General features: G+C 59.6%; 14 protein-coding genes. 10 read left to right on the top strand and 4 right to left on the bottom strand.

Annotation, left to right across the window (positions count from 1 at the left end; translation table 11 throughout):
- Nucleotides 1-662: 662 nt before the first annotated feature.
- From ACIGFL_RS23805 to ACIGFL_RS23795, 3 genes are read left to right on the top strand one after another with little or no spacing between them, the layout of a single operon-like run.
- Nucleotides 663-1,925, top strand: a complete 1,263-nt coding sequence (locus ACIGFL_RS23805) for a TolC family protein (protein WP_003246908.1) — start codon at nucleotides 663-665, stop codon at nucleotides 1,923-1,925.
- Complete coding sequence (locus tag ACIGFL_RS23800; protein ID WP_003246907.1) at nucleotides 1,922-3,382, top strand: efflux RND transporter periplasmic adaptor subunit; 1,461 nt, start codon at nucleotides 1,922-1,924, stop codon at nucleotides 3,380-3,382. The genes ACIGFL_RS23805 and ACIGFL_RS23800 overlap by 4 nt, the downstream gene beginning before the upstream one ends.
- Nucleotides 3,379-6,528, top strand: a complete 3,150-nt coding sequence (locus ACIGFL_RS23795) for an efflux RND transporter permease subunit (protein ID WP_397487589.1) — start codon at nucleotides 3,379-3,381, stop codon at nucleotides 6,526-6,528. Before ACIGFL_RS23800 ends, ACIGFL_RS23795 begins: the two co-directional genes overlap by 4 nt.
- Before the next feature lie 53 nt (nucleotides 6,529-6,581).
- Here the strand turns inward: ACIGFL_RS23795 and ACIGFL_RS23790 are convergent, their stop codons facing one another.
- The 3 genes from ACIGFL_RS23790 to ACIGFL_RS23780 are packed head-to-tail and all read right to left on the bottom strand — an operon-like array spanning nucleotide 6,582 to nucleotide 8,401.
- Nucleotides 6,582-7,244: a hypothetical protein gene (locus ACIGFL_RS23790; RefSeq protein WP_045733411.1), complete on the bottom strand. Its 663-nt coding sequence runs from the start codon at nucleotides 7,242-7,244 to the stop codon at nucleotides 6,582-6,584.
- 12 nt (nucleotides 7,245-7,256) lie between these two features.
- Nucleotides 7,257-7,994 (bottom strand): HupE/UreJ family protein, encoded by a 738-nt coding sequence (locus ACIGFL_RS23785; RefSeq protein ID WP_045733412.1) that lies wholly within the window; start codon nucleotides 7,992-7,994, stop codon nucleotides 7,257-7,259.
- Between the two features lie 47 nt (nucleotides 7,995-8,041).
- Nucleotides 8,042-8,401 (bottom strand): hypothetical protein, encoded by a 360-nt coding sequence (locus ACIGFL_RS23780; RefSeq protein WP_045733413.1) that lies wholly within the window; start codon nucleotides 8,399-8,401, stop codon nucleotides 8,042-8,044.
- 117 nt (nucleotides 8,402-8,518) lie between these two features.
- Here ACIGFL_RS23780 and mreA point away from each other — a divergent pair, with 117 nt between their 5' ends.
- From mreA to ACIGFL_RS23750, 6 genes are all read left to right on the top strand, one after another.
- The gene (gene mreA, locus ACIGFL_RS23775; RefSeq protein WP_045733414.1) at nucleotides 8,519-8,806 is read left to right on the top strand and encodes a metal-sensing transcriptional repressor MreA; all 288 of its coding nucleotides are present in this window, start codon (nucleotides 8,519-8,521) and stop codon (nucleotides 8,804-8,806) included.
- 10 nt (nucleotides 8,807-8,816) lie between these two features.
- A complete protein-coding gene (locus tag ACIGFL_RS23770) occupies nucleotides 8,817-9,944 on the top strand; it encodes a nickel/cobalt efflux transporter (RefSeq protein WP_045733415.1) in 1,128 nt (375 codons plus the stop codon).
- A 3-nt stretch (nucleotides 9,945-9,947) separates the two neighbouring features.
- Nucleotides 9,948-10,388: a YqaA family protein gene (locus ACIGFL_RS23765; RefSeq protein ID WP_045733416.1), complete on the top strand. Its 441-nt coding sequence runs from the start codon at nucleotides 9,948-9,950 to the stop codon at nucleotides 10,386-10,388.
- Entirely contained in the window at nucleotides 10,376-11,101 is a 726-nt protein-coding gene (locus ACIGFL_RS23760; RefSeq protein ID WP_082919344.1) for a TraX family protein, read from the top strand. Before ACIGFL_RS23765 ends, ACIGFL_RS23760 begins: the two co-directional genes overlap by 13 nt.
- A gap of 853 nt (nucleotides 11,102-11,954) precedes the next feature.
- Nucleotides 11,955-12,398, top strand: a complete 444-nt coding sequence (locus ACIGFL_RS23755; RefSeq protein WP_017675701.1) for a disulfide bond formation protein B — start codon at nucleotides 11,955-11,957, stop codon at nucleotides 12,396-12,398.
- Nucleotides 12,395-13,039, top strand: coding sequence for a thioredoxin domain-containing protein (locus ACIGFL_RS23750; RefSeq protein WP_045733417.1), 645 nt, complete (start codon nucleotides 12,395-12,397; stop codon nucleotides 13,037-13,039). The genes ACIGFL_RS23755 and ACIGFL_RS23750 overlap by 4 nt, the downstream gene beginning before the upstream one ends.
- A gap of 82 nt (nucleotides 13,040-13,121) precedes the next feature.
- Here ACIGFL_RS23750 and cadR read toward each other — a convergent pair whose 3' ends face one another.
- The gene (gene cadR, locus ACIGFL_RS23745) at nucleotides 13,122-13,574 is read right to left on the bottom strand and encodes a Cd(II)/Pb(II)-responsive transcriptional regulator (protein ID WP_017675702.1); all 453 of its coding nucleotides are present in this window, start codon (nucleotides 13,572-13,574) and stop codon (nucleotides 13,122-13,124) included.
- A 235-nt stretch (nucleotides 13,575-13,809) separates the two neighbouring features.
- Between cadR and ACIGFL_RS23740 the strand changes: the two genes are divergently transcribed.
- A complete protein-coding gene (locus tag ACIGFL_RS23740; RefSeq protein WP_017675703.1) occupies nucleotides 13,810-16,092 on the top strand; it encodes a heavy metal translocating P-type ATPase in 2,283 nt (760 codons plus the stop codon).
- The last annotated feature ends 16 nt before the right edge of the window (nucleotides 16,093-16,108 follow it).

Genomic DNA, 16,108 nt, shown 5'->3' with positions numbered 1-16,108 from the left:
CTCGGCGTCGGCGAAGGTCATCTGCTTCATCGGGATACTCGGGCAACGGGATCGGCGTATTTCACCAGAAACGGGGAGTCTTCTTCAGGGTTTCCCTAGTTGAGCCCGATACCCTGCCTGACACTCTATTTGATCCAAATCAACGAAGTGCTGTTATCGCCAAAACGAGCGTTCATGCCCCGGGGCAATCTGCTATCGTCGCCCTATCGCCCCGCCTGGTGAATTGCTGTGCGTCGGATTGGATTGATCCTGGTAATGATTGCTAGCCTCGTGCTGCCGACCTTCGGCGGTATGGCTTTCAGCATGCCTGCACAACCTTGCCCGATGCAGAGCGCCGATCATCAGAGCCATGCAATGGCCGATGCTCCGTGCTGCGAGCAAATGGATAAGTCTGATGGGGTGGCCAGTAAGTCCCCCTGCAAATCCGGCCAGGAATGCAAGACCGGAGGACTTCTCCAGACCACCGTTATCAAGAGCATATCCCCTCTTCCCTCACGCCCCGAGATATTGCTGACCCAGTCGGTGATTAAGCGGGAGCCCGCAGGACTCTGGCGCCCTCCTCGTTTCGTCTAATGCAGTGATCTTCGCGCCTTTAAACCAGGCGCATCGTCGCGGCCACGCTTTTGGTGGCGACCTCGATCAATCGCATTGGAGGCGAAAGCATGCCCGCTTTCCTTTTCCCACGCCGTGGCTATCTCGGTGTGTTAGCTGCCGCATTCTGGGCAGTTCCCTGGGTTGCTGCACAGGCGCAGCCCCTAACCTTCGAACGAGCGCAGGCGCTCGCCGAACAGCGCGCACCTGAGAACCTGGCACGACAAGCACAGGTCGCTTCGGCACAGCAGGCCGTAGTTCCCGCAGACGCCCTGCCCGATCCCAAGCTGATTCTCGGCATCGATAATCTGCCCATCGAAGGGCCTGATCGTTACACCCTGAATCGTGACTCAATGACCATGCGCCGCATTGGGCTCATGCAAGAGGTTCCCAATGGCGACAAACGCCAGGCCCGCCGCCAGTTGGCCGAGGCCTCCGTTGTCCGGGCCGAGGCCGAGCAGCGCGCCATGCAGCTTGAGGTCAAACGCCAGACGGCATTGAGCTGGTTGGATGTGTACTACGCCGAGCACAGTGTTGGCCTCTTCGATCAACTGGACCGCCAGATCGAGCTGCTCCGCTCGACGGTGCAATCGCTGATCGCCGGTGGCAGCGCTCAGCCTGGTGAACTGCTGCAGGCCGACCAGGAGGCTTTGGCATTGCAGGATCGGCGGGATGAGCTGAGTCGCGACGTGGCGATAGCTCGGGCCAAGCTGCGCCGCTGGATAGGCAACGAAGCCGATCAACTTCTGGCGGGAGATGTGCCCAGCCTAAGTTTGGATGCCCTCCACCTGCAGCACCGTTTGACTCAGCATCCCGACTTGCGTGCCGCGTCTGCCCGGGTTGGCGAGGCCAGCGCAGAGTTGAATGAGGCTGTAGCCGAGAAGACACCTGACTGGGGCGTAGAGTTTGCCTACAACAACCGCGACAACCAGTTCGGCGACATGGTGATGGTACAGTTCACCTTCGACCTGCCGTTGTTCGTCGGCACACGCCAGGGCCCCAAGATCAACGCCAAGCAACAGAGCGTGTCGCAGATGGAAGCCGAGCAGGAAGTGCTGCTGCGCGCCCATCAGGCTGAGTTGGAAAGCGGCCTTGCCGAGTTGGAGCAACTACGCAGAGCTCTGGCGCGTACCGAGAAAACCTTGATCCCTCTGGCGAGCAAACGTGCCGATCTCGAACTGGCCGCCTATCAGGCCGGCAACAGTCAGCTGGCATCCGTCATCACCGCCCAGCGCGAGCTGATCGAGGCTCAGCTGCGACAGATCGGACAGCAGCGCAAGCTGAGCCAGCTCTCCGCGAGCTTGTACTACGCCTATGTGGAGGGCCTGCAATGAAAATTTCAGCATTAGGTTTTTCCGCGGCCTTGCTGACCATGGGCATTGCCGCGGCAGGCGGTGGCTACTGGCTGGCCGAGAGGCCGGCCAAACATGAGGTGATGCCAACTCCCGCACCGACGGATGAGCGCAAAGTGCTCTACTGGTATGACCCGATGCAACCTGACCAGCGCTTCGATAAACCGGGCAAGTCCCCCTTCATGGATATGGAGCTTGTCCCCAAGTACGCAGATGTAGGGCAGGACTCCTCGACCCTGAGCGTGCCCTCGCAAGCCGTGCAAAATCTCGGGATGCGCACCGCGCCAGTAACTCGCGGTGTGCTGCCTTCGGGTATCGAGGCCGTCGGTTCCCTGGCCTATAACCAGCGCGAGGTGGCGAACCAGCAGGCCCGAGCGGGTGGGTTCGTCGAGCGGGTCTACGGACACGCCCCTGGCGATGTATTGCCCGCCGGTACGCCCCTCGTCGACCTGCTGATTCCCGAATGGTCTGCCGCCCAGCTGGAGTTTCTGGCAGTGTTGCGTACTGCTGACACGCGCTTGATAAGTGCGACTCAGGAGCGCCTGCGCTTGCTGGGCATGCCCCAATCGTTGGTCGAGCAGGTTCGTCGCAGCGGCCAGCCACGGGCGGTTCAGACCATCACCACGCCAATCGCCGGCGAGCTGCAGGCATTGGAAGTACGTACCGGGATGACCGTGGCAGCTGGCCAGGACCTGGCGCGGATCAACGGGCTGTCCACGGTCTGGCTCGATGCTGCAATCCCCGAAGACCAAGCTGGAGCGGTTCAGCTTGGCGCGAGCATCACCGCCACCCTGACCGCTTTCCCAGAACAGCCTCTGCAAGGTCGTGTCGTCGCCTTGCTGCCGAGTGCCGACTCGCGGACGCGTACGCTCACGGTGCGCAGTGAGTTGCCCAATCCCGCCGGTAAATTGCGCCCCGGCATGTTCGCCGCCGTGCGCCTGAACAGCACCGTCGAACAACCCGCGTTACTGATCCCGAGTGAAGCTGTGATTCGCACCGGTAAGCGTGCGCTGGTGATGCTGGCCGAAGCCGATGGGCGCTACCGCCCCGTGGAGATCACCCTGGGCCGCGAGGGCGATGGGCGTCTGGAGGTGTTGTCCGGTCTTGAGGACGGGCAGTCGATCGTTACCTCCGGACAGTTCCTGATTGACTCGGAGGCCAGCCTCCAGGGGGTCGTGGCCAGCCATGCCAAGCAGGACAATGCAAAGGAACTCCATGAGTCCCATGGAGTGATTCGTGCCCTGGACGCCGAGGAGGTCACCCTGGAGCACGGTCCATTCGAGAGTCTGAAGATGCCCGGCATGACCATGGCATTTCCGCTGGCCAGCCCTGAAGTAGCTGCGGGACTCAAGCCTGGTGATCACGTACGCATCGGCGCTCGTCAGACGGACTCTGGCTTGCAAGTAGAGCGGCTCTACAAGCAAGGAGAGCTGCCATGATCGCGCGCCTGATTCACTGGTCGATAGGCAACCGCTTCCTGGTGCTGCTGGCGACCCTGTTCATCACCGCTTTAGGGATCTGGTCGTTGCGCAACACGCCAGTGGACGCTTTGCCGGATCTCTCAGACACCCAAGTCATCATCAGAACCAGCTTTCCCGGCCAGGCGCCGCAGATCGTCGAGAATCAGGTGACCTATCCGCTGGCCACCACCATGCTCTCGGTTCCGGGGGCGAAGACGGTGCGCGGCTACTCGTTCTTCGGCGACTCCTTCGTCTACGTGCTGTTCGAGGACGACACCGATCTCTACTGGGCGCGCTCGCGCGTGCTGGAGTACCTCAACCAGGCCCAGGATCGCCTGCCCGAGGGCGTCACCACCACTCTGGGCCCGGATGCCACCGGCGTGGGCTGGATCTATCAGTACGCCTTGGTCGACCGCAGCGGCCAGCATGACCTGTCCCAGCTGCGGGCGCTGCAGGACTGGTTTCTCAAGTACGAGCTCAAGAGCCTGCCCAACGTGGCCGAGGTGGCCACCCTCGGCGGCATGGTCAAGCAGTACCAGGTGCTGCTCGATCCGCAGAAGTTGGTGGCTTATGGGGTAACTCAGCAGGAAGTCGAAGCGGCGCTGAAGAGCGCCAACCAGGAAACCGGCGGCGCCATCCTGGAGCTGGCTGAGCGCGAGTACATGGTGAGGGCCTCGGGCTATTTGGAGAGCCTGGATGATTTTCGCAATGTGCCGCTGCGGGCTTCGGCAAGCGGAATTCCGGTGCTGCTAGGTCAGGTGGCCACCATTCAACTGGGGCCAGAGATGCGTCGCGGTATCGCCGAATTGGACGGCCAGGGTGAAGTGGTCGGTGGCGTGGTCATCCTGCGCTCCGGCAAGAATGCCCGGGACACCATCGCTGCCGTGAAGACCAAGCTGGACAGCCTGAAAGCCAGCCTGCCCGCCGGCGTCGAAGTGGTCACTACCTATGATCGTTCGCAACTGATCGACCGTGCCATCGACAACCTCAGCTACAAACTGCTGGAAGAGTTCGTGGTGGTTGCCTTGGTTTGCCTGATCTTTCTCTGGCACCTGCGTTCGTCGCTGGTGGCGATCATCACCCTGCCCCTGGGCATCCTGATGGCCTTCATCGTCATGCGCTACCAGGGCGTCAATGCCAACATCATGTCGCTCGGGGGGATCGCCATCGCCATCGGCGCCATGGTCGATGCCGCCGTGGTGATGATCGAGAACGCGCACAAGCACATCGAGACCTGGAAGTCGCGGCACCCCAATGAGCCGCTCCAGGGCGAGGCGCACTGGCGAGTGATCGGCGAAGCCGCGGCCGAGGTAGGGCCGGCACTCTTCTTCAGCCTGCTGATCATCACCCTATCGTTCCTCCCGGTATTTACCCTGGAGGCCCAGGAAGGGCGCCTGTTCGGCCCTCTGGCCTTCACCAAGACCTATGCCATGGCCGCCGCCGCCGGCCTCTCGGTCACCCTGGTACCGGTGCTGATGGGCTACTGGATTCGTGGGCATATCCCCAGCGAACAGCAAAACCCCTTGAACCGCTGGCTGATCGGCGCATACCGGCCGGTGCTGGAGTGGGTGCTGGCCTGGCCCAAGGTGACCTTGGCGCTGGCCGTGCTGGTCTTTGTGTCCAGTCTGTGGCCCCTCAGCAGACTCGGAGGAGAGTTCCTGCCGCCCATGGACGAAGGCGATCTGTTGTACATGCCTTCGGCCCTGCCCGGCTTGCCGGCGAGCAAGGCAACCCAGCTGCTGCAGCAAACCAACCGCATGATCCTCACGGTGCCGGAGGTGGCCCGGGTATTCGGCAAAGCCGGGCGAGCGGAGACAGCCACCGATCCGGCGCCGCTGGAAATGTTCGAGACCACCGTGCAGTTCAAGCCGCGCGAGCAATGGCGCGCGGGTATGACGCCGGAGAAGCTGATTGAGGAGCTGGATCGTGCGGTGAAAGTTCCGGGGCTGTCCAATATCTGGGTGCCGCCCATCCGCAACCGCATCGACATGCTGGCGACGGGGATCAAGAGCCCCATTGGGGTGAAAGTGTCCGGAACCTCCTTGGTCGACATCGAGCGCATAACGCGCGATATCGAGGCGGTGGCCAAAGAGGTGCCTGGGGTGAGTTCGGCGCTGGCGGAACGCCTCACCGGCGGGCGCTACGTGGACATCCAGATCGACCGCCTGGCCGCGGCGCGCTATGGCCTGAGCATCGCCGATGTGCAGGCGGTGGTATCGGGCGCCATCGGCGGCAGCAATATTGGCGAGACGGTTGAAGGACTGGCCCGCTTCCCGATCAGCCTGCGCTACCCCAGGGAGTGGCGCGACAGCCCGGAGGCACTGCGGCGTATGCCGATCCTCACCCCAGCCGGCCAGCAGATCACCTTGGGCACCGTCGCCCAGGTTAGTCTGACCGAAGGGCCGCCAATGCTGCGCAGCGAGAACGGGCGTCTGTCCGGTTGGGTCTATGTCGATGTCCGTGGGCGCGACCTGGCATCGACCGTGCGCGAGTTGCAGCAACGCGTAGCTGAGCAGGTACAACTCGATGCTGGCATGACCGTCTCCTACTCCGGTCAGTTCGAGTTCCTGGAGCGTGCCAATGCGCGGCTGGCCTGGGTGGTGCCGGCGACTTTGTTGATTATCTTCGTGCTGCTCTACCTGACCTTCAGCCGCTTCAGCGAGGCCCTGCTGATCATGGCCACCCTGCCCTTCGCCCTATCGGGCGGTATCTGGCTGCTCTACTGGTTCGGCTTCAACCTGTCGATCGCCACCGGCGTGGGCTTCATTGCCCTGGCCGGCGTCTCTGCCGAATTCGGGGTGATCATGCTGCTGTATCTGAAGAACGCCTGGCATGCGCGCGTGGATGCTGGGCGTAGCGACGATCCGACTCTGCTTGAGGCAATCCGCGAAGGTGCTGTCCTGCGCGTCAGACCCAAGGTGATGACGGTTGCCGTGATCATAGCCGGTCTGCTGCCTATTCTGTGGGGCGGTGGAGCGGGTTCAGAGGTCATGAAGCGCATCGCCGCGCCCATGGTTGGCGGCATGATCACAGCCCCGCTGCTGTCCATGCTGGTGTTGCCTGCTGCCTATTGGTTGATGCGTCGACAGGGCGCGCGAAAGAGTCACCAACCACAGGAGCTATAGCTCTGAGTGTTCAGGCGAGCCCCTGCGCCATTTGACGAAGGGGCTTATCTACCTTAAATCACGCGTTTGACGCTCAGGTACTCGCCCTTGGTCTTCAGCGTGATGGTCACGTCCTGGTTGCTGCGGTTGCGCCAGAACCAGCCGTGGGTGCCGTCGAAAATTGCAGTTAGTTCGCCTTTGTCGCCTTTGACCTGCTTGGCCTTGCTGTAGCTGTGGTAGTAGTCCTTGGGGCCGTTGTAGGGCTCACCGTGGGTGTCGTGGTTGACCGGAATGCCATTGGTCGTCCACTCGTAGCTGACCGTGGCCTTGTCCAGCATTTCCAGCTTGATTTCACTGGCTTCGCCCGGCTTCAGGGTGACGGTCACCTCATCAGACTTCAGGGCTGGCTGCGGCTCAGCTACTGGTTCGGCCACAGATGCTGCTGCAACAGGCTCTTGAACTACTGGCTGAACAGGTACAGGAGCTTGAGCTACGGGAGCCGCCGCTGGCTGAACCGTTGCATCCGCTGCCGCTTCTTCGGCCAGGGTTATCTTCATTTCGCCCATCTGGGTCAGGCCGAGTACGCGACCAACGCCCGTCGGGTCGATGGCGTACTCCGAAGGCATCACCACGGTGACCAGTAAGGCAGCGGCAACACCCACGGCGATCACAGTGGAGCGCAGCAGTTGGCGGCTGGTCGGCAATTCGCTTTGGGTCGGGAGTTTGGTATTGAACATGCTGAGAATTCCTTACTGAGAGACGATCAGGCCGGTGAGCTGGTAACCCATCAAGAGGAAACCGGCGCTCATCATGGCGACGTTGGCGGTGTATGCATGACGCCAGAAGCTGGCGGTACGTCGCCAGTAGCCCATGACAATCAAAATGGCGCTCAGGGCCAGGAGCTGACCGATTTCGACGCCAACGTTGAAGGCGATCAGGTTGGCAATCAGGCCGTCTGCCGAAATCTCGTACTCCTGAATCTTGGTCGCCAGACCGAAGCCATGTAGCAGGCCGAAGATCAGCGTGGCTGCCTTGGTATCCGGCTGATAACCGAACCAGCGCTGGAACGCGCCCAAGTTATCCAGCGCCTTGTACACCACCGAGAAACCGATGATGGCGTCAATCACATAGGAGCTGATGTGGATTTCCACCAGTACGCCCAACAGCAGCGTCACGGTGTGGCCCACGGCGAACAGGGTGACGTAGAGACCCACGTCTTTCAGGCGATAGAGAAAGAAGATCACCCCGAAGAGGAACAGCAGGTGGTCGTAGCCGGTGATCATGTGCTTGGCGCCCATGTAGATAAACGGCAGCACCATCACCCCGGAGCTTTCCTGGATAAAGCCCTTGTCGCCCTCGGCAACGGCGTGGGCCAGTGCGTCAGACATACCGAGAAAAAGCAAGGCCGTGAACAGCAGCAACAGTAGTAACGAGCGATTTGGGCGCACGGCAGATGCGTCCATTGCGCCCATAGATAGCGAATGCATAGTTGAGTCCTAAATTGCAGTGGTCTTGGGCCGCACAGCGGCCTGTGTCAGAGCACGAATGCGGCGCGTGGTGGCCGCTCGATCAGGAAGATCGGACTGGGGGGAATGGAGTAGCGCGGAGCCTCTATCGGCTGCGTACGCTCTGGTTGCGTGCTGATGCTCAGCAGCGTGGTCAGGTGCGGCGTTTCATGCAGATGGTCGGCAGTCAGCGGTGGGTGACAGTGATCCCCATACTCAGCACAGGCCAGAGCCTCGTCACCATGGGTATGCGAATGAGCGCCGTCGTAGCCACTGCCGGCTGGCTGACTTGAGCCCATAAACAGCGCAGAGGTGTGCCCGGCCCAAGCCATCAGGATGGCGAGAGCAAGGGCAAAAATCACCTTGGCGCTGAGGGGCTTGCTGAGCATATCGTGGTTCTTTCAATGCCTAAGCGGTTGGCTTTCTGGAGGGATGGTCGGTTTGACCGCATCCCCCCAGGGGGGATAGAGTGCGAGCGTAATTCATCGACGCACGAGACTCAAGGCATGAGCGATCACGAACACGGCCACCAGCACCAAAGTCATGGTGACATCATCAAAAGGTTGAAGCGTGCGGAGGGCCACCTGCGCAGCATCGTCACCATGATCGAAGACAGCCGTGCCTGCGTCGACATCGCTCAGCAGTTGCATGCCGTAGAAAAAGCCGTCTGCCAGGCCAAGCGTGTGCTGATCCAAGACCATATCGACCACTGCCTGGAACACACGGTCGAAGCACTTGCGATAGGCGAGCGCGCATCACTCGAAGACTTCAAGCAAATCACCAAGTACCTCTAGGCCTCTTCCCATGTCGAGCTTCGCCGAACTGCTGCAACAGGGGGCCTCGCAGGCCTGGCTGTATTTCCCCAGTGCCATCTTGCTCGGTGCCTTGCATGGCCTGGAGCCAGGGCATTCAAAAACCATGATGGCGGCATTTATCGTGGCCATTCGTGGCTCGGTGAAGCAGGCCATTCTGCTGGGTCTTGCTGCAACGCTTTCGCACACAGCCGTGGTCTGGCTGGTGGCCATGGCTGGCATGTACCTAGGACAAGGCCTGGATGCCGAAACCACCGAGCCTTATTTCCAGCTCGCATCTGCCGCCATCATTATCTCCATTGCCCTGTGGATGCTTTGGCGCACCTGGAGAGGTGAACAGATGTGGCGTTTCGAGGAGGGTGATGAGCATCAGCACGACCATCACCACCATGATGAAACCCATCGCATTGACACTGGTCACGGGCGTATCGAGCTGTCGATCTTCGAGGAAAGCGTTCCACCGCGCTGGCAACTGAAGGCCTTGAGTGGCCATGCCTGGCCGGCTGGTGAAGTAAGCCTGCTGACGACTCGCCCCGATGGCCTGGCCCAACAGTTTCGCTTCGTCGACCGGGGAGACTACCTGGAGTCACTGGACGAAATTCCCGAGCCTCATGAGTTCACTGCGCGTCTTAGCCTGGGCCATGCCGGCCACTCCCACGACTATGACCTGGAGTTCCGCGAGCACAGCCACGGGCATGAACATACCGAGTTGGATGGGCTGGAGCTGTCGCTGGATGGCTATCAGGATGCCCATGAACGGGCGCACGCCAATGACATCCGCAAGCGCTTCAGCAACCGTAATGTGACCACAGGCCAAATCATCATGTTCGGCCTAACGGGCGGGTTGATTCCCTGCCCAGCCGCAATCACCGTGCTGCTGCTCTGCCTGCAAGTGAAGGAAGTCGCGCTTGGAGCGGTGCTGGTGTTGTGCTTCAGCATTGGTCTGGCTATCACCCTGGTCACTGTTGGTGCCGCCGCCGCTATCGGCGCTCGCCAGGCATCCAATCGCTGGCCCTGGCTTGGCGCTGTAGCGCGTCGCGCACCGTACTTCTCCAGCCTACTGATCATCGGTGTGGGGATTTATGTAGGCGTCCACGGCTGGATCGGCCTGAACGCCTAGCCGATGTGGGAGTTATCCGGTTATTTCGGCCTGTTCCTCGCTGCCTTCGGTGCTGCCACGTTGCTACCCATGCAGTCGGAGGCGGTGCTGGTCGGGTTGCTGCTGACTGACCGCTATGCGGTCTGGGCGCTGCTGGCGGTGGCCACCACGGGTAATGTACTGGGCTCGGTGCTGAACTGGCTGCTGGGTCGCTCTATCGAGCGCTACAGACACAAGCGCTGGTTTCCCGTCAGCGAGGGCAAACTGGAAAAGGCTCAGCAGGCTTATCACCGCTTCGGTCGCTGGTCACTGCTGCTCAGTTGGGTGCCGATCATTGGTGATCCACTCACAGTCGTCGCGGGTGTCATGCGAGAACCCTTCTGGAGCTTTCTGTTGATCGTGCTGCTGGCTAAGACCACTCGCTATCTGGCACTAGCTGCCATGACGCTTGGGTGGTTTGGGTGAGCCTGCAGAAGCGCGACACCAACCTAGATCTGATCAAATGGCTGGCGATGCTGACCATGCTGCTGGATCACCTGCGCTACATCTGGCCTGACACCGGATGGTTGTTCATCGTTGGGTGCTTAGCCTTTCCAATGTTCTGCCTGGGGATCGCCGCCAATGTCGCGCGCTCGCAAACAGGTGAGCTGTATTCCGATAACAACGTTCGCTACATGGGCTGGATGACTGCGTTTGCAGTGATCTCGGAGTTGCCCTATCGCCTGCTTTCTAACGACAGCAGCACGCTCAACGTTATGCCTTCGCTGCTGTTGGGCCTGCTTATCACCTGGGGAGCACATCACCGTGGTCGCGACGGTTTGATCCTGGCTTTGGCCGGCGTGACTGTAACGGTGTTGATGCAAGAGCGCCTGATGTACGGCGTTTTCGGCGCACTGCTGCCGGCAGCGTTGCTGCTGGCCATTCAGCGCCCTGGGCTTGTGTGGCTATTGCCTGCCTCACTTTGCGTACTGGCCAACAGTCGCAACCGCTGGCTCGCCGAGTGGGAGTTGCAGCCCTATACGTTGCTGATCCTGGCCACAGCGTTCGCTGCGCCCTTAATTGGGCTATGGCTACTGCGCCGAACGCGCCATTTCAGGATCTGGCCGGTCAAGCGCTGGGTCTACTGGTTCTACCCTAGTCATCTAGTAGCACTGCACCTGATCCGCACGCTCAGCTAGTGTGGGTTTTCCTTCTTCAAAGCCTGCTTGCTCACTCCATATAATCAGCAAGGAACCATCGTTAACAGTCGCCGTGCACTGTGTAATTAGCCCTCTGGGCGCGTCACCTTATAAAAGGTTATGCGATGCCTATTGTGCTTGTGCCGCCCACCTGAGAATGATCTCATGCGGGACAATTCGTACGACGACCGTATTTTCAATGAGGCTAGGCTCAAACCTCCCTCCCCCACTTAATGCCTACCGACATCAACGATGCCCAGCCGTACTATTACAACTCAAGCAGTACTTGCACTGAGCCTGGCATTACTGCTGGTCATGGTCTGGCATACATCTTCCTTGTTGACGGGTACAGAGCCGCAAGCGGGATTCAAAAGCGAATCCACGCACAGTAGTTTGTCCACAGATACAGCCCCCTCTTGCTCATGGTGTGAAGATCATCGGCACTCGCCGGTGACTGCTGACCATGTGCATGAAACCCCTTACCTCGGGCCGTTGCTTACCCTGCCTGCCCAAGCAGAAAACAACGCACTTGCGGCTATTTCGGATCAAGCTACGCCAGTTCGCCCTATCTACCTGATTGAGCGCCCTCCACGATCCAGACGCGTGATCTAGACAAAGCCGCATTGCGGCCAAAGACCACTGCAATCCAGGATCAACTTATGCAATCGCTTTCTCCTCGCGGGTTCGTGGCTCTGTCCGCGCACCTACGCCGCCCGGCGCTCTTATCGCTGTTCGCCATCTCGTTGATGGTTATGGGCATGGCAGATGCACGGGCTCAAGACGTCACCACAAGCGGTATAGCGCCAAAGCTAGTTTCCGCGCCATCCACCTCAGTCGAGAGCAGGTGTCAACCATGAAGGAAGCAGAGACAAACACTCACGCTATCAACCCCTGGGGACTGCTACTTATGGCCTGGGGTATTGCGCTTGTTGCAACTTTAGCCGCGCTGTTCATCGGCGAGGTCATGGGGAAAACACCCTGCGTTCTCTGCTGGTTCCAGCGCGCATTCATGTTCCCACTGGTCGTGATTCTGGCCGTTGGTTGCTACATCTCAGATTTCGGCGTCTGGCGCTATGCGTTGCCAGTTACCGTCGTGGGTTGGCTCATCGCGCTTTACCACAGCCTGCTCTACCTCGGGATCATCCCGGAGAGCATCAAGCCCTGTGGTGCAGGCCCATCATGCTCCAGCGCTGACATGATGATTTTCGGCAGCATACCGCTGCCACTGCTTTCGCTGGGTGCATTCACCCTTATCGCTGCTCTTCTTGTTCTCATCCGCCGGAGGTCTTCCCTATGAGCAGACGTGCAATCGTCCTCGTCATCAGCATTCTTACTGCGCTCGGCTTCGCTGCTGCGGCATTCGTTTATGATCGATATTCGGCAAGCGAAGAAACTCCGCCAGCTGCCCCGGCAACCAGCTCCTTGGTGCGCTTCCATTCGCCAGTTATCGGTGCCGCTACTGCGCCAGTAACCATTGTTGAGTTCTTCGATCCGTCCTGCGAAGCCTGCCGTGCCTTCTTTCCACTGGTTAAGCAGATCCTGGCTGAGAACCCGAAAGATGTGCGCTTGGTGCTGCGTTACGTCCTCTTCCATGAAGGCTCTGAAACAGCGGCAAGAATCCTTGAAACTGCGCGTAAGCAGGGGGTCTATGAGCCGGTTCTGGAGGCAATCATGGCGGCTCAACCGCAATGGCACAGTGACCCTCAGGTGCTCAAAGCCTGGGAGGCTGCTGAAGCTGCAGGCTTAGATGTGGAAAAGGCCCGCGCAGAGATGATGGCTACCGATATCACCGAAACGCTTAAAACAGACGCCCAGGATGCCCAAGCTGCTGCCGTGCGCCAGACGCCCACGTTCTTTGTGAATGGCAAGCCGCTCCTGAGCTTTGGTGCACAGCCACTGATTGATCTGGTTAAAGCTGAAATCGAACAAAGCAAATAAGCGCTTGCAGTCTGTAAACAAACGAACCCGCACCACCGCCTGCAATGTCTCGTGCCGAGTACTGCAGGTGGTGGCGCATTGTTTAGTGGCGATGGCTTTTCCCAACGTGGGTATGGCCATCATCTGGAAGTGCACTGACTCCGCCGGTGGTATTCAGGCGCTGGAGAATTCCACACTCGTCTACACCCCGCTCAGAGGCGCAACGGTGTCGTAACTCAACCAGCTGTTGTTGCAGTGCCAGGAGGCTGGTCACTCGCGCTTGCACATGCTCGATGTGCTCATCCACTAAGCTATTCACACCCTCACAGTTCCCCTCTGGCCGATCCATCAGCGCCAACAAGCTTCTGATCTCGTCCAGGGTCATGTCCAGTGTTCGGCAATTACGAATAAACGTAAGCCTCTCAAGATGCTCACTGCTGTAAAGACGATAATTGCCCTCGCTGCGAGCCGGTGTCGGCAACAGCCCTTCACGCTCGTAATAGCGAACCGTTTCAACCTGGCAATCGGCAAGCTTGGCCAGCTCTCCAATTTTCATGAAATACCCCTTCTACAAACTCTTGACCCTGTAGTGGCTTCAGGGTGTTCACTCTACAGCACTGACCAATAAGGATACCCCCATGGCTGGTTGCTGCAGTGATGAACAAAAACCTGAAGCGGTTTCAAAGGATGTCTGCTGTGACCCCAGCGGCGCGTTTAAGTGCTCGGCCACGGCAACTACAACGGTAAATGCCATGGTTCGCTCCAGGCTCAGCAGTTTCCGTATTGAACAAATGGACTGCCCCACCGAACAGACGCTGATTCAAGACAAACTGAGCAAGCTGGCTGGCATAGACAAGCTCGATTTCAATCTGATCAATCGCGTTCTTGGGGTATGGCACAGCTTGCCGTCGACCGCTCTTATTGAAGCGGCGATCTCATCCCTAGGTATGCAAGCAGAACCGCTCTCTGCTGAGGGGCAAGCCCGCATCACAATCGAACAGATGGACTGCCCAACGGAAGAAAAGCTGATCCGCGACAAGCTCTCCTCCCTGACCGGCATCAGCGCGCTGGAGTTCAACTTGCTTCAGCGCGTATTGACGTTTAGCCACACAGCAGAAGCATTGCCAGCAGCCCTGGCAGCGATTCGCGACCTTGGTTTCACGCCAGTGGTTGAGGGTGCAGCAACAGTAAACGATGAAGCGCAAGCAGCGCCGCGCAAGAAGGCTTGGTGGCCTTTGGCGCTATCCGGTGTGGCTGCCGTATCGGCTGAAGTGCTGCACTTCGCCGAGCTTGCACCTGAGTGGGTTGTGGCCGGTGTGGCGCTGCTCGCCATTCTGCTGTGCGGCCTGACGACCTATAAAAAGGGTTGGATTGCGCTGAAGAACCGCAACCTGAACATCAATGCACTGATGAGTATTGCGGTTACCGGTGCGGTGCTGATTGGGCAATGGCCGGAAGCCGCCATGGTCATGTTCCTCTTTTCTGTGGCCGAGCTGATCGAGGCAAAATCGCTGGGTCGGGCTCGTAATGCCATCCGCGGCCTGATGGATCTGACCCCAGAGCGCGCCACGGTGCAGCAAGCAGACGGCTCATGGCTTGAAGTTGAGGTTAAAACCATAGCCTTAGGTGCATTGGTCAGGGTTCGGCCTGGCGAGCGAATCGGCCTCGATGGCGAGGTGACTTCCGGCAACTCCACCATCAACCAAGCGCCGATCACGGGGGAAAGCCTGCCCGTAGAGAAAACCGTCGGAGACCCGGTTTTTGCTGGCACCATCAATCAAGCAGGCTCGCTGGAATACCGCGTCGTGGCAGCCGCTGCCAACACTACGCTGGCACGCATCATTCACGCGGTCGAAGAGGCACAGGGTTCACGTGCTCCGACCCAGCGCTTTGTCGACCAATTCGCCAAGGTATACACCCCTGTCGTATTCCTATTCGCCCTGGCTATCGCCATTGTGCCGCCACTCTTCATGGCCGAACCCTGGTACGACTGGATCTATCGTGCCTTGGTACTGCTGGTGGTCGCTTGCCCTTGCGCCTTGGTTATTTCAACGCCCGTCACCATTGTCAGTGGCCTGGCTGCGGCTGCGCGCAAAGGCATTCTGATCAAAGGCGGTGTCTACCTTGAAACCGGCGGCAAGCTTGGCTTCCTGGCACTCGACAAGACCGGCACTATTACTCACGGCAAGCCGGTGCAGACCGATTACATGCCGCTGGTTGATCAGGACTCAGAAGTCTACCGCACACATGCCGCCAGCCTCGCCAGTCGGTCTGACCATCCGGTATCGCAAGCGATAGCCAAGCATGCCAGTAAGAATGGGCTGGCGTTTACCGCCGTTGAAGGATTCGAAGCCCTACTGGGTCGAGGTGTTCGAGGCACCATCGAAGGCATAGATTTCCACCTGGGTAACCACCGCCTGGTGGAAGAGCTTGGCCTCTGCTCACCCGAGCTGGAAGCGACGCTGGAGCGTCTCGAACGCCAAGGTAAAACAGTGGTGGTGCTGTGCAATCCGCAGCGTGCCATTGCCCTGTTCGCCGTTGCCGATACCGTCAAGGGCTCCAGCCGCCAGGCAATTGAGGAGCTTCATGCGCTTGGCGTGAAGACCACAATGCTGACCGGCGATAACCCGCACACCGCAGATGCGATTGCACAGCAGGTAGGCATCGACGAGGCACGCGGCAACCTACTGCCAGTCGACAAATTGCAGGCCATTGAAGCATTGCAGGCGCGCGGCTACGTTGTAGGGATGGTCGGCGATGGCATCAACGATGCGCCGGCGCTGGCGAAGTCTGAAATCGGTTTCGCCATGGCCGCCGCCGGCACGGACACGGCCATCGAAACTGCGGATGTGGCCTTGATGGATGACGACCTGCGCAAGATCCCGGCCTTCATCCGCCTGTCTCAACAGACCGCCGTCATCCTCAAGCAGAACATCGTGCTGGCGTTAGGGATCAAGGCCCTGTTTCTCGCCATTACCCTAACGGGGCAGGCGACGATGTGGATGGCCGTCTTTGCCGACATGGGCGTCAGCCTGCTGGTGGTGTTCAACGGCCTGCGCCTGCTTAAAAAGTAGGATCGGAGGATTGAAG

This window comes from Pseudomonas sp. NPDC077649, from assembly GCF_044542855.1.
In the GTDB taxonomy this organism is placed as follows: Bacteria; Pseudomonadota; Gammaproteobacteria; order Pseudomonadales; family Pseudomonadaceae; genus Aquipseudomonas.
The sequence above is the reverse complement of the archived record's forward strand: the minus strand, read 5'-3'. Positions and strand labels throughout refer to the sequence as shown.